The sequence below is a fragment of the Microbulbifer sp. A4B17 genome (assembly GCF_003076275.1).
Classification (GTDB): domain Bacteria; phylum Pseudomonadota; class Gammaproteobacteria; order Pseudomonadales; family Cellvibrionaceae; genus Microbulbifer.
This window is the reverse complement of record NZ_CP029064.1, coordinates 3,581,122-3,601,038: the sequence shown is the minus strand read 5'-3', so window position 1 is coordinate 3,601,038 and position 19,917 is coordinate 3,581,122. Positions and strand designations below refer to the sequence as shown.

Annotated in this window: 18 protein-coding genes and 1 pseudogene; 15 read left to right on the top strand and 4 right to left on the bottom strand. The window is 51.2% G+C overall.

All coding sequences use genetic code 11. The annotated features are described in order from the left end of the window. The first annotated feature begins 43 nt into the window (after positions 1–43). The 9 genes and pseudogenes from rseP (at position 44) to rnhB (ending at position 10,365) form a co-directional block, all read left to right on the top strand. On the top strand, positions 44–1,399 hold the full coding sequence (gene rseP, locus BTJ40_RS15860) for an RIP metalloprotease RseP (protein WP_108734010.1): 1,356 nt from the start codon (positions 44–46) through the stop codon (positions 1,397–1,399). A 113-nt stretch (positions 1,400–1,512) separates the two neighbouring features. Next, a pseudogene (bamA, locus tag BTJ40_RS15855) lies at positions 1,513–2,784 on the top strand (outer membrane protein assembly factor BamA); the annotation flags it as partial. Between the two features lie 68 nt (positions 2,785–2,852). Beyond that, positions 2,853–5,405: an outer membrane protein assembly factor BamA gene (gene bamA, locus BTJ40_RS15850; RefSeq protein WP_108734008.1), complete on the top strand. Its 2,553-nt coding sequence runs from the start codon at positions 2,853–2,855 to the stop codon at positions 5,403–5,405. Between the two features lie 68 nt (positions 5,406–5,473). Further along, positions 5,474–5,989, top strand: a complete 516-nt coding sequence (locus tag BTJ40_RS15845; protein WP_108734007.1) for an OmpH family outer membrane protein — start codon at positions 5,474–5,476, stop codon at positions 5,987–5,989. 14 nt (positions 5,990–6,003) lie between these two features. Next, a complete protein-coding gene (lpxD, locus tag BTJ40_RS15840) occupies positions 6,004–7,065 on the top strand; it encodes a UDP-3-O-(3-hydroxymyristoyl)glucosamine N-acyltransferase (protein ID WP_108734006.1) in 1,062 nt (353 codons plus the stop codon). Positions 7,066–7,144: 79 nt separating this feature from the next. Further along, positions 7,145–7,585 (top strand): 3-hydroxyacyl-ACP dehydratase FabZ, encoded by a 441-nt coding sequence (fabZ, locus tag BTJ40_RS15835; RefSeq protein ID WP_108734005.1) that lies wholly within the window; start codon positions 7,145–7,147, stop codon positions 7,583–7,585. A gap of 104 nt (positions 7,586–7,689) precedes the next feature. Continuing rightward, entirely contained in the window at positions 7,690–8,469 is a 780-nt protein-coding gene (gene lpxA / locus BTJ40_RS15830; RefSeq protein WP_108734004.1) for an acyl-ACP--UDP-N-acetylglucosamine O-acyltransferase, read from the top strand. A gap of 99 nt (positions 8,470–8,568) precedes the next feature. After that, complete coding sequence (gene lpxB, locus BTJ40_RS15825; RefSeq protein WP_108734003.1) at positions 8,569–9,741, top strand: lipid-A-disaccharide synthase; 1,173 nt, start codon at positions 8,569–8,571, stop codon at positions 9,739–9,741. A gap of 6 nt (positions 9,742–9,747) precedes the next feature. Next, the gene (gene rnhB / locus BTJ40_RS15820; RefSeq protein ID WP_108734002.1) at positions 9,748–10,365 is read left to right on the top strand and encodes a ribonuclease HII; all 618 of its coding nucleotides are present in this window, start codon (positions 9,748–9,750) and stop codon (positions 10,363–10,365) included. A gap of 13 nt (positions 10,366–10,378) precedes the next feature. Here the strand turns inward: rnhB and BTJ40_RS15815 are convergent, their stop codons facing one another. Both BTJ40_RS15815 and BTJ40_RS15810 read right to left on the bottom strand, forming a co-directional pair. Next, positions 10,379–11,641 (bottom strand): HlyC/CorC family transporter, encoded by a 1,263-nt coding sequence (locus tag BTJ40_RS15815; RefSeq protein WP_202862817.1) that lies wholly within the window; start codon positions 11,639–11,641, stop codon positions 10,379–10,381. A gap of 79 nt (positions 11,642–11,720) precedes the next feature. Then, a complete protein-coding gene (locus BTJ40_RS15810) occupies positions 11,721–12,521 on the bottom strand; it encodes an inner membrane protein YpjD (RefSeq protein ID WP_108734000.1) in 801 nt (266 codons plus the stop codon). Positions 12,522–12,726: 205 nt separating this feature from the next. Here BTJ40_RS15810 and ffh point away from each other — a divergent pair, with 205 nt between their 5' ends. The 6 genes from ffh to BTJ40_RS15780 all read left to right on the top strand — a co-directional run bounded on the left by ffh (position 12,727) and on the right by BTJ40_RS15780 (position 17,381). Next, positions 12,727–14,148 carry a signal recognition particle protein gene (ffh, locus tag BTJ40_RS15805; RefSeq protein WP_108733999.1) on the top strand — a complete coding sequence of 474 codons (1,422 nt, stop codon included), beginning with the start codon at positions 12,727–12,729 and terminating at the stop codon, positions 14,146–14,148. Between the two features lie 155 nt (positions 14,149–14,303). Further along, a complete protein-coding gene (rpsP, locus tag BTJ40_RS15800; RefSeq protein ID WP_108733998.1) occupies positions 14,304–14,543 on the top strand; it encodes a 30S ribosomal protein S16 in 240 nt (79 codons plus the stop codon). A gap of 22 nt (positions 14,544–14,565) precedes the next feature. Next, entirely contained in the window at positions 14,566–15,105 is a 540-nt protein-coding gene (gene rimM, locus BTJ40_RS15795) for a ribosome maturation factor RimM (protein ID WP_108735295.1), read from the top strand. A 12-nt stretch (positions 15,106–15,117) separates the two neighbouring features. Continuing rightward, positions 15,118–15,882, top strand: a complete 765-nt coding sequence (gene trmD, locus BTJ40_RS15790; RefSeq protein ID WP_108733997.1) for a tRNA (guanosine(37)-N1)-methyltransferase TrmD — start codon at positions 15,118–15,120, stop codon at positions 15,880–15,882. Between the two features lie 79 nt (positions 15,883–15,961). Continuing rightward, complete coding sequence (gene rplS / locus BTJ40_RS15785; protein WP_108733996.1) at positions 15,962–16,312, top strand: 50S ribosomal protein L19; 351 nt, start codon at positions 15,962–15,964, stop codon at positions 16,310–16,312. A gap of 319 nt (positions 16,313–16,631) precedes the next feature. Beyond that, positions 16,632–17,381 carry a DsbC family protein gene (locus BTJ40_RS15780; protein WP_108733995.1) on the top strand — a complete coding sequence of 250 codons (750 nt, stop codon included), beginning with the start codon at positions 16,632–16,634 and terminating at the stop codon, positions 17,379–17,381. A gap of 53 nt (positions 17,382–17,434) precedes the next feature. Here BTJ40_RS15780 and aspA read toward each other — a convergent pair whose 3' ends face one another. Together aspA and BTJ40_RS15770 are read right to left on the bottom strand one after the other, a co-directional pair. Then, the gene (gene aspA / locus BTJ40_RS15775; RefSeq protein WP_108733994.1) at positions 17,435–18,901 is read right to left on the bottom strand and encodes an aspartate ammonia-lyase; all 1,467 of its coding nucleotides are present in this window, start codon (positions 18,899–18,901) and stop codon (positions 17,435–17,437) included. A 106-nt stretch (positions 18,902–19,007) separates the two neighbouring features. Then, positions 19,008–19,823, bottom strand: coding sequence for a helix-turn-helix transcriptional regulator (locus BTJ40_RS15770; protein WP_108733993.1), 816 nt, complete (start codon positions 19,821–19,823; stop codon positions 19,008–19,010). Between the last annotated feature and the right edge of the window lie 94 nt (positions 19,824–19,917).

Here is a 19,917-nt window from a genome sequence, read left to right as displayed (position 1 = left end):
TAATGGCCGCTAATTTGCGTATGACAAGAAGTTGTAGCTGAGTATGGATCTAATTCAGACGGTAATCTGGGCCTTGGTGGCTCTCGGTGTACTGGTATCTTTCCACGAATTTGGGCACTTTCTTGTAGCACGCTTATGCGGTGTTAAAGTGCTGCGGTTCTCTGTGGGGTTTGGCCGTCGCCTGGTCTCCCGCTATGACCGCCACGGTACCGAATTCACCATTTCTGCTATTCCCCTGGGCGGTTACGTGAAGATGCTCGATGAGCGCGAGGGTCCAGTAGCTGCTGATGAGCTGGATCGGGCGTTCAATCGCAAGAGTGTTTGGGCGAGGATGGCGATTGCCGCCGCGGGCCCTGCTGCTAATTTTCTGTTAGCAATAGTGTTTTTCTGGGCAGTATTTCTCGGCGGTACTGCGGGCCCTGTGCCTATTGTTAAGTCTGTTCAGCCCGAAAGTATTGCCGCGTCGGCAGGGCTTGAGCCGGGGCAGGAAATTGTCGCTGTGGATGGCGAGGCTACCCCTACCTGGCATGCCCTCAATTGGCGCCTTGCCAACCGCCTGGGTGATAGTGGCACCATAGAGTTTTCGGTGCGCTACCCGGATTCCAACCTTGAATACCATATGGTTGCGGATATAAACCGCTGGCTTGCCGGACGTGAAGTTCCAGACCCTCTGGGAGAGATTGGTCTACAGCTTTGGACGCCACCGGTGAGCATGACCCTTTACAACGTGGTGGAGGGTAGTCCAGCTGCCTTAGCGGGACTCAAGGCTGGAGACAAGGTTGTCTCTACTGATGGCCGTAAATTTCCATCCTTCCAAGACTGGACTGATTATGTGAGAGCCCGCGCGGGTGTCCCTATGGATATCACTGTCGAGCGTGAGGGTAAACCGGTAGCAGTATCTGTAACTCCGGCGGAGGTCAAGCTGGAGAGTGGTGAGACCATAGGGCAGGTCGGTGTGCAGCCGGTATCAGAGAGCTGGCCTGAGGACCGGGTTCGCGTTTATCACTACGGATTGGGTGGCGCCTTGGTGAAGGGACTGCAGGAGACCTGGGATAAAACAGTCTTTACCCTGAACAGCCTGAAGAAACTATTATTTGGTCAACTTTCGACCAAAAACTTGAGCGGCCCCATTACCATTGCTAAAGTGGCGGGTACTTCCGCGGAAGCGGGATGGCAGTCTTTCCTGTCATTGCTGGCACTGCTCAGTATCAGTCTTGGTGTACTTAATCTGTTGCCTATTCCGGTACTCGATGGCGGTCACCTTCTTTACTACGGTATAGAGGCGATCAAGGGCTCCCCTGTGTCGGAGAGAGTGCAGGTGATTGGATTGCAGGTGGGTATGGCCCTGGTGCTCTGCATTATGGGGCTTGCTTTGTACAACGATATTTTGCGTTTGTAGTGCTCTGGAGCCTATTAGTCCCGAGCGCAGAGTTTCGTTGGAATTTTGTGTGTGAATACGGTGTTGTTCGCCTTGGGAAACTTTGTTGCGAGTAAAAGCGACTCGGAAGCGGTATGAAGTATTTGCTGAATGCGATCTCTCTGAGCTTGGTGCTGCCCGTCAGCGCCTTAGCACAGTCGTTCGTTCTCAGTGATATTAGGGTGGACGGGTTGCAACGGGTTTCTGCAGGCTCAGTTTTTTCAGCACTTCCGATTCGGGTAGGGGATGAAGTTGAGCCTGTTGAAATTCAGGATGCAACCCGAGCACTGTTTCGTACTGGTTATTTTGAAGATATCCAGATTGGGCACGAAAACAGCGTTCTGGTTATTACCTTACGAGAAAGACCGGCAATATCAAAGATAGATATCTCGGGGAACAAGGCGATTGCCACCGAGGATTTGCTGAAAGCGATGGAGGAGTACGGTCTGGCCGAAGGTCAGATCTTAAAGCGTTCGACCCTCAAGGGCTTGACTCAGGAATTTGAGCGTCAGTATGTAGCGCAAGGTCGCTATGGTGCCAGTGTTAAGGCAGAGGTTAAGGAACTGCCGCGCAATCAGGTTGAACTGCGGGTTGTTGTTGATGAAGGGGTTGTTGCTGCGATTAAGCACATCAATATTGTAGGAAACCGTGTCTACTCTGATAAAGAGCTGGAAGAGATTTTTGAGCTTAAAACTACAGGTTGGCTCTCCTGGTTACGCAATGATGATAAGTACTCTAGCGAGAAGCTCACAGGTGATCTGGAGCGCTTGAAGTCCTATTACCTCGATCGTGGATATCTTGATTTCCAGATTGATTCGACTCAAGTATCTCTAGGTCCGGATAAGAAGAGCCTTTTCATTACTGTCAATGTGATTGAGGGTGATGTTTACACTGTCAGTGAGGTGGAACTTGCCGGGAATCCGGTAGTACCGGAGGGGGAAATTAACCGCCTGCTGTTGGTGCGTGAAGGCCAGACGTTTTCCCAGGTAAGGATGACCACTACTTCTGACTATATTTCCAAGCACCTGGGTAACAAAGGTTACGCTTTTGCTGAAGTAAACGGCATCCCAGAGGCCAATGAAGAAGAAAATACTGTAAAAATCACCTTTTTTATTGACCCGGGAAAACGCACTTACGTGCGACGTATTAGTTTTCGCGGTAACACTCGCACTGCGGATGAAGTTTTGCGACGCGAGTTGCGCCAGATGGAATCGGCTTTGGCTTCCTCCGCTCGTATAGAGCAATCCAAAGTGCGTCTTGAGCGCCTTGGTTACTTGAAGGTAGTGAAAGTTGAAACAATTAAGGTGCCCGGCACCTCAGACCGGCCCGATGTTGATTACATGGTAGAGGGGCAACCCTCTGATTCTGGGGAAGCGGGGCGCTAATTAAGTGCTGTAACTCCTGGATTGCGAATAAAAACACCTGGAATTAGTAGATGAAAGATTTTCTGAAAGCAGCTTCTCTTAGCCTGGCGCTGCCCCTCAGTGCTCTAGCACAGTCATTTGTGGTTGATGACATTCGTGTGGAAGGGCTGCAGCGAGTCTCTGCCGGCACCGTATTCTCTGCTCTCCCTGTGCGAGTCGGGGATGAGGTTGAGACTTTGGAAATCCAGAGCGCCACCCGGGCCCTGTTTCGCACTGGTTATTTTGAAGATATTCAAATTGGCCAGGAAAACGGTGTCCTGGTTATTACCGTGCGCGAACGCCCCGCTATTTCCAACATCGAAATTACTGGCAACAAGGCGATTGAAACTGAAGACCTGTTAAAAGGTATGAAGGAAAATGGCCTTTCAGAAGGCCAGATCTTTAAGCGGGCAACCCTGGAGGGTTTGGCGCAGGAGCTGCAGCGCCAATATGTTGCCCAGGGTCGTTATGACGCCAGTGTAAAAACAGAAGTTAAAGAGCTGCCACGCAACCAGGTTGAGCTTCGCGTAATTGTTGATGAAGGCTCTGTGGCGGCGATTAAGCACATCAATATTGTGGGTAACAAAGCGTTCTCCGATGAAGAGCTTGGAGAGATTTTCGAGCTGCAAACCACCGGCTGGTTATCGTGGCTGCGCAGTGATGACAAGTATTCCCGAGAGAAATTGACCGGCGACCTGGAGCGTCTCGAATCCTATTATCTGGATCGAGGGTACCTGGATTTTAAAATTGACTCCACCCAGGTTTCCCTGAGTCCCGATAAAGAGAGTGTATTTATCACCGTCAATGTGTTTGAGGGCGATGTTTACACAATTAGTGAAGTGGACCTGGCGGGTGATCCCGTCGTTCCAGAGGAAGAAGTCAAGCGCTTGCTGTTGGTGCGGGAAGGGCAGACCTTTTCCCAGGTTCGTATGACAACAACCTCGGATTATATTACCAAGCGTCTGGGGAATGAGGGTTATACCTTTGCTGAGGTTAATGGTATCCCTGAGCCCAATAAAGAAGAGAAAACGGTAAAAATTACCTTCTTTATCAACCCCGGCAAGCGGGCTTATGTTCGCCGAATTAATTTCCGAGGTAATACTCGCACTACAGATGAGGTTTTGCGCCGCGAGATGCGTCAGATGGAGTCCGCTTCAGCTTCTTCTGCCCGTATAGAGCAGTCTAAAGTTCGCCTTGAGCGCTTGGGCTACTTCAAGGAAGTAGAGGTGGAAACCAGTGAGGTGCCGGGCACTTCAGATCAGATTGATGTCGAATACACGGTTGAAGAACAACCCTCAGGCTCTATCGGCGGTACTATTGGTTGGGCCCAGAGCAGCGGCTTGGTATTGGGCGCTAATATCCAGGAAAATAACTGGTTGGGTACCGGTAAGTCCGTTGGTATCGGAATGAATGCCTCTACCTACCAGACTTCTGTGAACTTCTCTTATCTCGATCCTTACTTTACCCCGGATGGAGTGAGTCGTGGTTTTAATGTTTTCTATACAGAAAATGATTACTCCGAAGTTAACCTTTCTGACTACAACACCACGACTTATGGTGGTGGTGTTAACTTTGGTTACCCGATGTCGGAGATTTCCCGAGTCGGCTTGAATGTAAGCTTTAACCACCTTGAGCTATCTACTGGCTCGGGCACTGTGCAGGAAATTCAATCAAGTCCAACACTAATTGATGGTGTTGCTCTTGAGGGAATTACCTATGAAGACTATCTGTTGATTGTAGAGGCTGCGGAAAATGATGAAACATTAGATCTGTCAATGGATATTGATGATAGTCAGTTCAATACCACTTTTGACGGGTTTATTGATCGCTATGGGGACTCTTTTAACAATGTCGCTCTGACAGCATCCTACGCTCGCTCTACTTTGAATAGGGGGGTCTTGGCGACCCGCGGAGCTTCACAAAACCTATCTCTGGAGTTTACTGTTCCCGGCAGTGACCTTGAGTACTACAAGTTGGTTTATACAGGCCAGTACTTCCGTCCATTGACTAAGAGCTTAACTCTGCGTTTACGTACCCGTTTGGGCTACGGCGATGGTTTTGGAGATCTTGATGAGCTGCCGTTCTTTGAGAATTTTTACGCCGGTGGTTTTGGTTCTGTGCGTGGATTTGAGCGTAATTCGCTCGGTCCTAGGTCTACCCCATACGAATATTATTTGGATTATGCATGTGCCACAGCTGATGGGGTAGCAACCAAAGATTGTTATTTGGTGGATGACAATGGAGATCTGGTTGTTGAATCCTATACCGATGCGGATCCTTTTGGAGGAAATATCCTAATCGAAGGTAGTGCTGAGGTGATCTTCCCGCTGCCATTTGTTAAGGATCAGCGTTCTCTGCAAAGCGCTTTCTTTGTTGATGCGGGTAATGTGTTCGACACCAGTTGTGGTGATACTCAGATCAACTGTTACGATGTGGACTTTGATAAGATGAATGTCTCTGCGGGGATAGGCTTGACCTGGATTACAGGTTTTGGCCCGCTGACATTTAGCGTGGCAAAAGCCCTTAAGAAAAATGAAGATGATGATGTAGAAGTATTCCAGTTTACCCTGGGTAATAGCTTCTAAATTTATTAGATAAAATGAATTAGGCGTATCACAGCGCAATTAAAATAAAATTTATTGGAGAGACCGACGTGCTTAAGAGTGTAAAAATTGTTGCAGTATTGCTTGCAGGTATGACCTTGTCCGGCGCAGCGCTGGCGCAAACCAAGGTTGCGGTACTTAACCTACAGGCTGCGATCATGAGCACAGATGCAGCCAAGACCAAGGTTAACTCCCTGAAGACCAGTTCTGAATATTCGAAGCTGCAGAGCAGTGCTGAGTCGATTCGTGCTGAACTGCAAAAAATGGCTGAAGATGCGAAGAAGAACAGCGTGACCTGGTCGGATGAGCAAAAGACCGAGTACCAGCGCAAAATGAATTTCCAGCGCTCGGATTTTGAGACGACTGTGAAGAAGTTGCGTGCTATGGAAGCTCAAGTTGGTCAGGAGATTCAGGCTTCTATGGGTCCGAAGGCCAGGGATGCCCTGGATGCTCTGATTAAAGAACAGAAGCTCGACATTGTGCTGGATTCCAATACGGCCTACTTTGTAAGCCCCAGTGTCGACCTGACAGAGGCTGTCGTTAAGCGTATGAACGCTGCCAAATAAGTCGATAGCCTTCTATGAAAAATTGCTTTTCCCTTGCCCGGTTGGCGCAAGAGCTGGGTGCTGACTTGCGGTTGGCACCCGATTCGGATTCCAGCCAAGAAATACGGGGTTTAAATACACTGCAGGATGCGGGTGCTGAACACCTGGCTTTCCTCGCAAGCCCCAATTATCGACGTTTCCTCAAAACAACTAAGGCTGCTGCTGTACTGGTTTCGGAAGAGTTTGCTGAAGAGTGTCCGGTAACTGCTTTGTGTGTTGCTGATCCCTATCTGGCTTTCGCCCGTGCCACTGCGCTGTTCGATACTACCCCCGAAGCACCTGCTGGAATTCACCCCGCTGCCGTGGTTCACCCGAATGCAGATATTGGTGATGGTGCCAGCGTGGGGCCCGGGGCTGTGGTTGAGGCGTATGCTAAGTTGGATCCTGGAGCAATTGTAGGGGCCAACTGCTTTGTTGGAGAAGGCAGTTTTATAGGCGCTGAAACGCGCCTATATGCCGGCGTGGTTATTCACCATGGTTGTTCTATTGGGGCGCGGAGTATTATTCACAGCCAGACAGTCATTGGTGCCGATGGCTTTGGGTTTGCACCTAATAAAGATGGGTGGGTAAAAATTCACCAGCTTGGTGGGGTTCAGATTGGCGAAGATGTGGAAATTGGAGCCAATACCTGTGTAGATCGCGGTGCTTTGGGCGATACAGTGATTGGGCGAGGAGTCAAGATCGACAATCTGGTCCAAATCGCGCACAATGTGCAGATTGGTGACTACACGGCCATCGCCGGGTGTGCCGTAATTGCCGGTAGCGCCGTGATAGGGAAGCACTGTCTTCTCGGTGGCTGCAGCCGTATCAATGGGCATATAACGATTGCAGATGGCTGCCAGGTGACTGGCAACACATTCGTTACTAAGTCGATAAAGCATACTGGTAGCTATTCTGGGGCCCTATCTTTTGCTGATAGCTCTGTCTGGCGCCGTAACGCCGTGCGTTTTGGTCAATTGGATCAAATGGCACGGAGGCTGAAAGACATGGAAAAACAAGTTCAAGAACTGTCCCAAAAGAATGGGAATAGCGATTGAATTTTAGTTATTAATTAAATTTGGCTTTGTTGTTTTCGGGGCGTTCTACGCCCCGAAGTGGTTTCTGGGGGCATTTGGAATGATGGATGTACGTGAAATTCGCGAGTACCTGCCGCACCGTTATCCTTTTTTGTTGGTGGATCGTGTTGTCGAACTCGAGGAAGGAAAGTATATAAAAGGCTATAAAAACATTTCTGGGAATGAAGAAGTTTTTAATGGCCACTTCCCGGAAATGCCTATTTTCCCGGGGGTGATGATTGTTGAGGCCTTGGCCCAGGTCTCGGGAATCCTCGGTTTTAAGACGTTCGGCAAAAAGCCGGAAGACGGATACTTGTACCTGTTTGGTGGAGTGGATAAAGCGCGCTTTAAGCGCCAGGTAATTCCCGGTGACCGTCTTGAGCTTGAGTCTGAAGCGGTATCTGTTCGCAGAAATATCTGGAAGTTCGCCTGTAAAGCCAGTGTCGATGGCGAGCTGGCAGCTTCTGTTGATATCCTATGTGCGGTTAAAAAAGTTCAGTAGCTCTGTAAAGCTCGCAGAAGAGCCCGAACTGGAATTTTGCGAGCCGCTTTTATTATAGGGTAAAGGTTACCCACTACGATTAATGCCGAGGAGTAGATTCCAGAATGCAGACAAGTATCCACCCTACAGCTATTGTCGACCCTACGGCAGTAATTGGTACTGGGGTGAGTATCGGTGCTTACACCATTGTTGGAGCAGGGGTAGAGATAGGTGATGGCTGCGATATCGCCTCCCATGTCGTGCTTAGCGGGCCGACTAAGATGGGAAAGAATAATCGTATCTACCAGTTTGCCTCTGTAGGGCAGGATACCCCAGACAAAAAATATCGTGGTGAAGAAACCACACTTGTTATTGGGGATAACAATGTAATCCGCGAGGGAGTAACGATCCATCGCGGTACGGTGCAGGACCGTGGCGAAACCACTATCGGTAACGACAACCTAATTATGGCTTACGCGCATATCGGTCACGACAGTGTTGTAGGTAACCATATTATTATGGTGAATAATTCGGGCTTGGCTGGACATGTCATCGTGAAGGATTGGGCGATCCTGAGTGGCTATAGCCTGGTTCACCAAAATTGTACTGTTGGAGAGCACGCTTTCCTGGGGATGGGTGCGGCTATTGGTAAAGATGTTCCATCCTATGTAATGGTTGCGGGAAATCCGGCTGAGGCGAAGACGATTAATTCGGAGGGCCTGCGCAGACGAGGTTTTTCCCGGGAGGATATTGCCCTGATTAATAAAGCCTATAAGACCGTGTATCGTCGCGGGCTGACTATGCAGGAGGCATTGCAGGCTTTGATGGAGTTGCGTGAACAATCTCCAGTTATTCAGCCGTGGATAGAGTCTTTGCAATCTACTACTCGCGGCATTGTTCGCTAGTTCATTTCTCTGCGGAGCTGTCTTTTACAGCTCCGGTTGTACTTTATGCAAATTCCCACTTACTAATTTAAACAGCTCCCTAAGAGGAGGGATATAGGCGTGTCAGAAAAAAATAAGCCGATACGAATTGGTATTGTTGTCGGTGAGGCGTCAGGGGATATCCTCGGTTCTGGTTTGATGGCCGCATTAAAGGCGCGACTTCCCAATGTACGGTTTGAGGGGATTGCCGGCCCGAGAATGCTGGAGCAGGGAGCCGAAACCTTATTTCCTATGGAGCGATTGTCGGTAATGGGACTGGTGGAGCCTTTAAAGCGCCTTCCAGAACTGTTGAAAATTCGCAGATCTCTCCGTCGCCATTTTACTGATAGCCCTCCCGATTTATTTATTGGTATAGACTCCCCGGACTTTACATTGACTCTTGAGGCTGCACTCAAGGCAGAGGGCATTCCCACTGTCCATTATGTCAGCCCTTCGGTATGGGCCTGGCGACAGGGGCGGATTAAAAAGATAGCCCGCGCTGTTGATCATATGCTGACTTTGCTTCCATTTGAGGCGAATTTCTATCGAGAAAACCAGGTACCGGTTACCTTTGTCGGCCACCCCCTTGCCGATGAAATGCCTCTTCAAGTTGATATTGCCGGCGAGCGCAAAGCGTTGGGTTTCGAGAAGGACGACCGGGTAATTGCACTTTTGCCCGGTAGTCGCGGGGGCGAGGTTCGTATGCTCGGACCGCTGTTTTTACAAACTGCGCGCTGGTGTCACCAACGTAACCCGGATATTAAGTTTGTTATTCCCGCTGCTAATCAGCAGCGAATGGTTGAGATTCAAGAGCAGTTAAAAGATTACCCGGAGTTACCTGTTACTTTGCTGGAAGGGCAGTCGAGGCGGGCTGTCTCTGCGGCAGACTGTGTACTTATCGCATCGGGTACGGCAACTCTAGAGACGATGCTGCTCAAAAAACCCATGGTCGTTACCTATAAGTTAGGAAGGCTGACGTCGATGATTGTCTCGCGAATGCTGCATACCCCATGGGTTTCCCTGCCGAATTTGTTAGCTCAGAAAGAACTGGTGCCGGAAATTTTGCAGAATGATGCTATTCCGGAGAATCTTGGTGCGGCGGTGATGCAGTATTTTGAAGATCCGCTACTTGGAGATCATTTAGAGCGTGAGTTTTTTGAAATGCATCAGCAGCTAAGGCGAAATGCTTCTGAGCGTGCTGCGGATGCAGTGCTGGGGTTGCTGGAAGCTAAGCCTGAATCTGTCGAGTGGTAATAAGTTATGAGTAGTAAAACAGAATTGCCCCCCTATGTTTGCCCCTTCAAGGGTGATTTGATTGCAGGTGTCGATGAGGTAGGGCGCGGCCCCTTGGCTGGTGATGTAGTTGCCGCAGCTGTGATTCTCGACCCTAACAAGCCAATTGCGGGGCTTGCAGATTCCAAAAAACTGACTGAAAAAAAGCGCGAGCAGTTATTTGATGAGATTTGTGAGCGAGCACTCAGTTACTCCATCGCTCGTGCAACGGTTGAGGAAATTGACCGGCTAAATATTTTGCAGGCAAGCTTACTGGCGATGCATCGTGCAGTTGCGCAGCTATCCGTGCAGCCTGAATTTGTGTTGGTGGATGGCAATAAAAAACCGAACTGGGTTTACCCTTGCGATACCGTTGTAAAGGGAGATGGTCGTGTCGCTGCAATTGGGGCGGCGTCTATTTTGGCTAAGGTGACCCGTGATAGGGAAATGGTGGTGCTGGACTCTGAATATCCCGGTTACGGCCTTGCAGGTCATAAAGGGTATCCCACCAAGGCGCATATGGAAGCTTTACAATTGCAGGGCCCCACTCCAATACACCGCACCAGCTTTGCACCGGTAAGGCGCTTGCTAGAAGAGGTTGAGTGAAACGCTTGTAGCGTTACTTGTCGATTCGCTTGATTCTGGCCCGGGTAATCATCTTGTCTGAGACCTCCTCAATTTCCACCAGGTAATTGAGGATGTACAGGCTGATGTTTCCATCAGGAATACTCTCCAGGTGTTCCATTGCCAGGCCGTTAAAGGTTTTCGGTCCGTCAGTGGGCAGCTCCCAGCCCAGGGTGCGATTAATATCGCGAATAGAAGTGCCGCCCTCGATCATATACCAGCCATCTTCTATGGCGACTATCTCCTCGTCATCGCTGGGTACTGGGCTCGCGGTAAAGTCGCCGACAATTTCCTCCAGCAGATCTTCCAGGGTAACGATACCCATTACCTCTCCGTACTCATCAACTACCAGCCCCATCCGGCGCTTGGTTTTCTGGAAGTTCATCAGCAGTGTAGGGAGCGGTGTTGCTTCGGGTACGAAGTAAGGCTCATCGATGAAGGAGTTGAGCCGCTCTGCAGTTAAATTCTTGGGTCCGTCGCGCAGTATTTGCGCCGCTTTTCGCAGATGAAGTATGCCGACTACTCGATTGATGTCACCGCGATATACCGGGAGGCGAGTGTAGGAGCTTTCCGCTAGCTGCTGTAGGATCTGTTCGGCGCTGTTTTCCAGGTCAACGCCCATAACTTCATTGCGAGGGATCATGATGTCTTCAACGGTTGCCTGGTCCAGGTCCAATACGTTGAGCAACATGCCTTTGTGCTTGCTGGGAAGCAGGGCGCCTGATTCGAATACAACGGTTCGGAGTTCTTCGGGGGCCAGGTGTTCCGCTTCGCTATTCGCTTTTGTTTCGACTCCCAGCATGCGCGCCAGGCCGTTGGATATGCCACCGATCAACAACACCAGGGGGGTGAGCAACCACTGCAGTGGGCGCAAAATAAATGAGGCGGGGAAAGCAATTTTTTCCGGGTGTAGAGCGGCAATAGTCTTTGGTGTGACCTCAGCAAAAATCAGCAGGGCAAGAGTTAAGACTATGGTGGTGAGTATTTCTCCGTAAATTTGCGCGAATACCGAGCCGGCGATTACAGATACAAGAACGTTAACGAGATTGTTGCCGATCAGAATTGAGCCGATCAGCTTGTCCGGGCGTGCGAGCAGCTCCGTGGCGCGCTTTGCCCCGCGGTGCCCGCTTTTGGCTTGGTGCCGCAGGCGATAGCGGTTAAGCGCCATCATGCTGGTTTCGGAGCTGGAGAAGAAGGCGGATATCAGTATCAATAGGGCCAGCAAACCGAATAGCAGGCCCGTGGGCATCTCGTTCAAGGGAGAACTCTTTTTATTTCCAGGCGGAGATATTGGAACATATTGCCGACCTCCGCAAGCTTTGCAGTCGTATATTCGATTACCCGCGCTGGAGAATGACTTCCATAACCAGCTTACTACCAAAATAGGCAAGTAGTAGGGCGGCGAAAGCGCTTAAGGTCCAACGCACAGCGGTATTGCCTCTCCAGCCCAACCTCCAGTGTCCCCATAGGAGTATGGTGTAAAGAACCCAGGCGACCATAGAGAGGATGGTTTTGTGTATTGGCCCCTCTTCAAACAAATTGCCAACAAAGACGAAGCCGGTCAGCAGGGAGGCGGTGAGCAGTAGTTGCCCGAAAGTGATCAGGCCGAACAGCAGTGATTCCATGCTCTGCAATGGTGGAAGAAGACGGGTGGCGCCTACCGGCCTGTGGTTGTGCAGCTGCTGGTTGAGGTAATAGAGATAGATCGCCTGCAGGGTAGCCAGGGTCAGCAGCGAATAGGCAGAAATAGACAGTAGAGCGTGTACCGCAATGCCGGCAGAGATCTGTTGATGTGGCGTTACGGTGCCCCAAATATGGGATGCGGCAAATTCAGTGGCGGCTCCCACTGGTGCGAAAATAAGAATAAGTAGCGTAAGTGGCCGGCCAACGGCCAGGATCAATAATAGAAAGTTAACTACCCAGGATATCAGCGAAAGCATTGCCAGCAGGTCAAAGCGATAGCCTTCGGGTGAAAAGAGAACGTGTCCCAGGGATATTCCGTGGGTGACAAGTGCACCCGCCAAAAGGCTGAGAAGCAGCTTGGAATTCGGCTGTTGTTTTCGGGCCAGAGCCGCACCTGCAACTATGGTTGTGGCCAGGTAGAGAGCGATAGCTGTCCAGTGGGCGAAAGCCGCCATGGGTAAATCCGTGTCTTCATTATTGCGTTAGGGCAGGAGTGTGTCATAGCCAGTTGAAACAAGGAAGACTTGCGATATTTCGGCTGTGGCGAGACCTGGGCTATACTGCCGCGCCTCAGAGAGGGAGTTGCAGTTTGCTCCCCCCTAATTTCGCGCCCCTCCGCACTGGGGTTGAGTCCGTAAACGGAGAAATCGAGACGAATTTATGTTCGATAACCTGAGTGACCGCTTATCGGCGGCCTTAAAGAAAGTTACCGGTAAAGCGCGCCTTACGGATGACAATATCCGCGATACTTTGCGCGAAGTGCGCAAGGCCCTGTTGGAGGCGGATGTCGCCCTGCCAGTGGTTAAGGCATTTGTTCAGCAAGTGCGCACCGCCGCGGTAGGACAGAAGGTTAGCAAGGCTCTCAACCCGGGCCAGCAGTTCGTCAAGATTGTTCAGGATGAGCTGGTTAAGGTAATGGGTGCGGCTGCAGAGCCTCTCAACCTCGCCGTGCAACCTCCGGCGGTAATCCTGATGGCGGGCCTCCAGGGCGCTGGTAAAACCACCAGTGTGGCCAAGCTGGCCAAATACCTGCAAGAGCGTGAAAAGAAAAAAGTCATGGTGGTGAGTGCGGACGTCTACCGCCCCGCCGCTATCAAACAGCTGGAGACCCTGGCCGGTGAAGTGGGGGCACAGTTCTACCCCTCTACAGCTGAGCAGAAGCCGCTGGATATTGCCAAGGGTGCTATGGACGCTGCCCGCAAGCAGTTTGCCGATGTGCTGATTGTGGATACTGCCGGTCGACTGCATGTAGATTCCGAGCTGATGGATGAGATCCGTGAGCTGCACAGCGAGTTGGACCCGGCGGAAACCCTGTTCGTGATCGATGCAATGATCGGTCAGGATGCGGTAAATACCGCAAGTGCCTTTAATGATGCACTGCCGCTGACCGGTGTGATTCTCACTAAGGCCGATGGCGATGCCCGTGGTGGTGCCGCTCTCTCCGTGCGTCACGTCACCGGTAAGCCAATCAAGTTTATCGGTGTTGGTGAAAAGACCGACGCCCTGGAAACCTTCCACCCGGATCGTATCGCCTCTCGTATCCTGGGGATGGGCGACATTCTGTCTCTGATTGAAGAAGCAGAGCAGAAGATCGATAAAGAGAAAGCCGAAAAGCTGGTTAAGAAGGTCCAGAAGGGTAAAGGCTTTGACCTGGAAGACTTGCGCGATCAGCTGCAGCAAATGCAAAACATGGGTGGCTTTGGCTCCCTGTTGGAGAAAATGCCCGGCATGGGCGGTGTAGCGCAGGCTGCACAACAGGCCGATATGGGCAAAGAATTTAAGCGTATGGACGCATTGATTTCCTCTATGACGCCCGCCGAACGCCGCAATCCAGACCTTCTTAACGGTTCGCGCAAGCGCCGCATCGTTGCCGGTTCCGGCACCCAGCTGCAGGACTTGAATCGCCTGCTCAAGCAGCACAAGCAGATGGGCAAGATGATGAAGAAGCTCAAAGGCGGCGGCATGGGCAAAATGATGCGCGGCCTCGGCGGCCTGCCCGGTATGGGTGGTGGTATGCCTGGCGGTATGGGTGGCATGGGCGGTATGCCAGGAGGCCTGCCACCGGGCCTTAAAAAGAAGTAGAGAGCTGCGGTTCTCCGAGCGGCTTGGCGACCCTATACAAATCTGGGGTGGTACATTAGAATACGCCGCCTTTCTGCCGGCCCTGCTGCCGGTAAAAAGTTGTTGTGGTGACTGCTTAGTGCGGTTGCCTAGTGTTGAACCTATAGGAAAGTTACATGGTAACCATTCGTTTGGCCCGTGGTGGTGCTAAAAAGCGCCCGTTTTATCATCTGACCGTTACCGACAGCCGCAAATCTCGCGACGGTCGTTTTATTGAGCGTGTTGGTTTCTTCAACCCGGTTGCCCGTGGTCAGGAAGAGCGTCTGCGTGTTGATCGCGAGCGTGTTGATTTCTGGCTGGGTCGTGGCGCACAGGTTTCTGACCGCGTCGGCAAGCTTCTGAAAGAATCTGCTTAATTTGCGCGTAAGTGGTGCTCCTGTGACAGATAACGGAAAACCTTCCGAAGAGTTGGTCACGGTTGGGCGCGTTACTACCGTTTATGGTGTGCGCGGCTGGGTCAAGGTTCACTCCTATACCGAGCCGATGGACAACATCCTGCAGTTCCCTAATTGGCGCTTGCAGGGGCCGAAAGGTTGGGAAGCTCTCGAAATTGACGCTGGCAAGCGTCACGGCAAGGGCTTGATTGTACATGTGAAAGGCATTGATGACCGCGATTTGGCGGCTCGGCTTTGCCAGCGCGATATTGCTGTAGCTCGTGAACTGATGCCTGAGCTTGAGCATGGTGAGTATTACTGGCACCAGCTCGAAGGGTTAAAGGTTGTCAGCCATTTCGATGGCGAAGATCATGACTTTGGTACCGTCGCTCGCATGATGGAAACTGGCGCCAACGATGTAATGGTGGTGCGCGGTGGAGCGGATAAGCGCGAGCGCTTGATTCCCTATCTGCCGGATCAGTTTATTACCAATATTGACCTGGAAGTCGGTGTCATAACCGTCGACTGGGACCCGGCTTTTTAAGGCGTAGGAGCGATGGCAAAACGAATCGCTCTGGTAAGCATTTTTCCGGAGATGTTTGCCGCATTGACCGAGTATGGCGTCAGTGGACGGGCTGTGAAAGATGGCCTTTTAGAAGTTCGCTGTTGGAATCCTCGGGACTTTACCAGTGACAGGCACCGGACTGTGGACGATCGCCCTTACGGCGGTGGACCGGGAATGGTGATGTTAGCTGAGCCCCTTTACCAGGCTCTCGAGGCTGCTCGAGCTTGGGCTGGTGAAGACGGTGAATCTGTACGCAGTATCTACATGTCTCCCCAGGGTCGACAGCTCGATCAGGGTGGAGTGGAGCAGCTGTCTGCAGCTGGCAACCTGGTGTTGTTGGCGGGGCGCTACGAAGGTGTGGATGAGCGTATCGTCGAATCTATGATCGACGAGGAGTGGTCCATTGGTGACTATGTCCTCAGCGGTGGCGAACTGGCTGCTATGGTGATGGTGGATGCTATTACCCGCTTGATTCCCGGCGCACTTGGACACAACCAATCGGCGGTTGAGGACTCTTTCTCCTCTGGCCTGCTGGACTGCCCACACTACACCCGACCGGAACAATATCGGGGAGTAGCGGTACCGGAAGTTTTGCTTTCCGGCAACCATGAAAGAATACGCCGCTGGCGCCTGAAACAGGCATTGGCGCGCACGCAACAGCGACGCCCGGACTTATTGCAAGGGTTGGAGCTGAGCGATGAGCAGAAGTTGTTGCTGGATGAGATCCAGCGGGAACAGAAGCTCGAAGAAAATTGAGGCCGAATTCGCCGGGAGGCGCGAGTAGTTCGGTGAACTAGCTGAGAAGCTACACAATCTGTATTTGGGAGCGATCCAAATGACTAACAAAATTATCCAGCAGCTGGAGCAGGAACAGCTGAAGAGCGAAGTACCTCCCTTCGCACCGGGCGACACTGTAATCGTTCAGGTAAAAGTAAAAGAGGGCAACCGCGAGCGTCTGCAGGCGTTCGAAGGCGTGGTTATCGGTAAGCGCAACCGTGGTCTGAACTCCTCCTTCACTGTGCGTAAAATTTCCCACGGTGTTGGCGTTGAGCGTACTTTCCAGACTCACAGCCCGCTGGTTGACAGCATCAAGGTTAAGCGTCGCGGTGACGTGCGTCAGGCCAAGCTGTACTACCTCCGCAGCCTGACTGGTAAAGCTGCACGTATCAAAGAGAAGCTCAACTAAGCTCTCCTTGATCGCAGAAAAAGGCCGAAGCGTACGCTTCGGCCTTTTTTGTATGTGGGTTACGAGCAGCTTATTTGGTGTCCCAGATTGGGTCAGCTTGCCTTAACTGACATAAATGGACACGGGCTTGCCGTGGCGCGGGGATGCAGTCAGTTTCGCTAAAGCGCTCACGTCTTGCGGTGTTTTGCGTAGTCCAAGGTGACTGGATATGTTAAAACGTGCCAAATAGGTTCGCAGCGGCAAAGAGCTGCCATACTGGCTGGAACTGAAGGCCGATGATTAAGTCGAAGCCCAATGAGAATTTAAGGAGCAATTGGTAATGACGCTTATCAAGAAGCCGCTGGCAATCGCTGGCGCGCTACTCAGTCTGGTGGGCTCTGCAGCGTTGGCAGAAGTCGATACCAACGTTGTTAAAACCATCAAGACACGCCTTGAGGCGAGTAATCCCAAAGCAACCTATGGAGAGGTGCGGGAGAGCCCAATCGAGGGGCTTTACGAAGTGGATGTCGATGACGGCAACACGACCCTGTTCGTCTCTGCTGATGGCAATCACTTTGTTTACGGCGATCTCTACCAGGTGAAGGCTGGCGGTGTTGCCAACCTTTCCGAACAGCGTAGGGCGACACGCCGCGCTGAGGTGATGGGTGCCCTGGATACTGAGGATATGATTGTCTTCTCGCCGAAAGGTGAAACCAAGGCAAGTGTTTATGTATTTACCGATGTGGACTGCGGTTACTGCCGCAAGCTGCACCAGGATGTGCCTGAGCTGAACAAGCGCGGAATCGAAGTACGCTACCTGGCATTCCCGCGAGGTGGCCTGAATTCCCTGGGATATCGCAAGCTGGCAACTGCATGGTGTGCGGAAGACAGCAACAAGACGCTGACTGCACTTAAGAACCGTGAAAATGTGCCATTGGATGTCTGTAAGACAAACCCGGTTGCAGCTCAATACAAGTTGGGCAACGAGGCTATCGATGTGCGCGGTACGCCGACTATCGTGATGGAAGATGGTCGGGTTGTTCCCGGTTATCTGCCACCGGATCGCCTGCTTAAAGAGCTGGGAATTTAAGCCCGGCTGATAGCTAAAAAAACCGGCAGCCGAGAGGCCGCCGGTTTTTGTTTTTAAGCAGGGTTTTTAATTTCTACTTTTCTCGGCTGGGTCATATTCTCCGGCGCGAGGATATCGTTCAGTTCCTCCTCACTCAGTAACCCCTCATCAAGAATTAACTGCTTCACACTGGCACCAGTGATCAGTGCCTGCTTGGCGATGCGGGTGGCATTTTCATAGCCAATAAACGGGTTTACCGCAGTAATCAGGCCGATGCTGTTCTCAACCAGTTGCAGGCAGTGCTCTTCGTTGGCAGTGATGCCGCTCACACAGCGCTCCGCAAGCGTGGTCATGGCTTGGGTCATCAGGCGCATGGACTGTAGCAGGTTAAAGGCGATCACTGGCTCCATTACATTGAGCTGCAACTGACCGGATTCAGCAGCCAGGGTAATCGTGAGGTCGTTGCCGATCACCTGGTAGGCAACCTGGTTAACTACTTCGGGAATAACCGGATTGACCTTGCCGGGCATAATGGATGAGCCGGGTTGCATCGGCGGCAGGTTAATTTCATTGAGGCCAGCGCGAGGGCCGCTGGAAATCAGGCGTAAATCGCTGCAAATTTTCGAGATCTTAACGGCGATGCGTTTCATTACGCCGGAGAACATCACGAAGGCGCCCATGTCGGAAGTGGCTTCCACCAGGTTTTCTGCGCAGACAAAATCGATGCCGGAAATTTCTGACAGCGCGTTAACAACCAGCTGACGATATTCCGGGTCGGTATTAATGCCGGTGCCGATCGCGGTACCACCCATATTGATCTCTTTGAATAGAGCGACCAGCTCCTTCACTCTGTCGACATCTTCGCGCACAGTAGCGGCGAAAGCGGCAAACTCCTGGCCCAGGGTCATGGGTACGGCATCTTGCAGCTGGGTGCGCCCCATTTTAATTACTGAGGCAAACTCTTTGGCCTTCTTGTCGAACTCAACGCACAAGCTCTCCATGGACTGAACCAGGTCGCTGTAGCTGAGCAGAATGGCCAGGTTTATCGAGGTTGGATAAACATCATTGGTAGATTGCGACAGGTTTACATGGTTGTTGGGGTGGACTTTTTTGTACTCGGCTTTGTTGTGACCGAGTAATTCCAGTGCGCGGTTGGCAATCACCTCATTGGCATTCATATTGGTAGAAGTGCCAGCGCCGCCCTGAATCATATCTACCAAAAATTGATCGTGCAGTTTGCCATCGATAATCTCGTCACAGGCGGTGGCAATGGCACCCTGCACTTTGGGCTCCAGGTAGCCGAGCTGTCCATTGGCGCTGGCCGCAGCTTTTTTAACCATCGCCAGTGCTTTTACCAGATTGGGGAAGTGGTTCAGGGTAATTCCGGTAATCTGGAAATTTTCCAAAGCGCGCAAAGTTTGAATGCCAAAATAGACATCGGCAGGTACTTCGCGCTCACCCAATAAATCTTTCTCCAAGCGGGTTTCTGCACCTGCACTAAAAACCGGCATTGGTTTGAGTGTGTGGAAATCGTTAGTCATCAGTTTCTCTTCTCTTCATCGTATGGGCCTGTGTGGGGTGCGGTAATATCCCCACCTCCCGCAAGCCTCGTGTTGGGGTAATTTAGTAATTAATTGGGAAGTATTTTTAGAGTGGTGTCGCAAAGAAACTCTGCGGCCCCTCTGTAGAGGTTGCGCGAATATTCTCGCGAATATTTTTGTTTATCTCTTCGGACTCTGGACCAAAAACACCACATAATTTCAGTGCGTTTTTAATGCTGATGTTGCGACCGAGAGATTCGAGAACCACTTTTGTGCAGACGGGCTCACGCCTGTCACTGGCGGATGCTCCCAGTTTTAATCCGGATAGATAGCTGACCCGGCTTTTATAGGTAGGGTATAAAATAGTTTGTGCGATTTCATTGTGAGTCAACGACTCATAGCCGACCAAAAAAATACGATCGGCAAGAAAGAGCAGCATGCCTTTATAGCGGGATTTATACCACTCATCCCTATCCGGGTATCGCATACGCTCAAAGCGCTGAAAGTAATATCCATCACCATCCGACTCAATATGCAGCAGGCTGCGAATAATATGGTCGGAAAAGGTCATAGAATAGTGATATTCAAAATAGAAACCCAAATATTTATCGGCTCGTCCCAGGGATTCCCGCATCAGGATATCAATATCGCGATTGTAGGGCCTGGCTGGGAGACTGTCGGAAGAAGGTACATTGCGCACGCGAACAATTTGGCGGAATTGCTCGTGGGGCATCACGATTTCATGGGGCTCTACGCCAAAAAAATGACATATCTTTCCCAGGGTATACTGGGAGGGTTGAGTGTTACCGTTGAGATATTTATTGAACTGGGCACGATTCACCCCAATTCGCCGGCACACCTCGGCTATGGATGGGTAGAAGCTGCACAGAAGGCGGAGGTTTTGCGAAAAATCGTTGCTCATCGGTATTTTGCTTCTGGATAGAGGTTATCCCTTCAATCCCTGTTAATCACTCGGTCCCTTTTAAAAGGCGAAGCCATATGGCTTCGCCAATAGT

Bases quoted from the DNA above. Each gene is read 5' to 3' on its own strand.
- fabZ (WP_108734005.1), top strand. From the start codon at position 7,145: ATGATGGATGTACGTGAAATTCGCGAGTACCTGCCGCACCGTTATCCT.
- rplS (WP_108733996.1), top strand. From the start codon at position 15,962: ATGACTAACAAAATTATCCAGCAGCTGGAGCAGGAACAGCTGAAGAGC.
- rpsP (WP_108733998.1), top strand. From the start codon at position 14,304: ATGGTAACCATTCGTTTGGCCCGTGGTGGTGCTAAAAAGCGCCCGTTT.
- trmD (WP_108733997.1), top strand. From the start codon at position 15,118: ATGGCAAAACGAATCGCTCTGGTAAGCATTTTTCCGGAGATGTTTGCC.
- lpxD (WP_108734006.1), top strand. From the start codon at position 6,004: ATGAAAAATTGCTTTTCCCTTGCCCGGTTGGCGCAAGAGCTGGGTGCT.
- ffh (WP_108733999.1), top strand. From the start codon at position 12,727: ATGTTCGATAACCTGAGTGACCGCTTATCGGCGGCCTTAAAGAAAGTT.
- aspA (WP_108733994.1), bottom strand. From the start codon at position 18,901: ATGACTAACGATTTCCACACACTCAAACCAATGCCGGTTTTTAGTGCA.
- rseP (WP_108734010.1), top strand. From the start codon at position 44: ATGGATCTAATTCAGACGGTAATCTGGGCCTTGGTGGCTCTCGGTGTA.
- BTJ40_RS15810 (WP_108734000.1), bottom strand. From the start codon at position 12,521: ATGGCGGCTTTCGCCCACTGGACAGCTATCGCTCTCTACCTGGCCACA.
- lpxA (WP_108734004.1), top strand. From the start codon at position 7,690: ATGCAGACAAGTATCCACCCTACAGCTATTGTCGACCCTACGGCAGTA.
- rnhB (WP_108734002.1), top strand. From the start codon at position 9,748: ATGAGTAGTAAAACAGAATTGCCCCCCTATGTTTGCCCCTTCAAGGGT.
- BTJ40_RS15770 (WP_108733993.1), bottom strand. From the start codon at position 19,823: ATGAGCAACGATTTTTCGCAAAACCTCCGCCTTCTGTGCAGCTTCTAC.
- BTJ40_RS15780 (WP_108733995.1), top strand. From the start codon at position 16,632: ATGACGCTTATCAAGAAGCCGCTGGCAATCGCTGGCGCGCTACTCAGT.
- bamA (WP_108734008.1), top strand. From the start codon at position 2,853: ATGAAAGATTTTCTGAAAGCAGCTTCTCTTAGCCTGGCGCTGCCCCTC.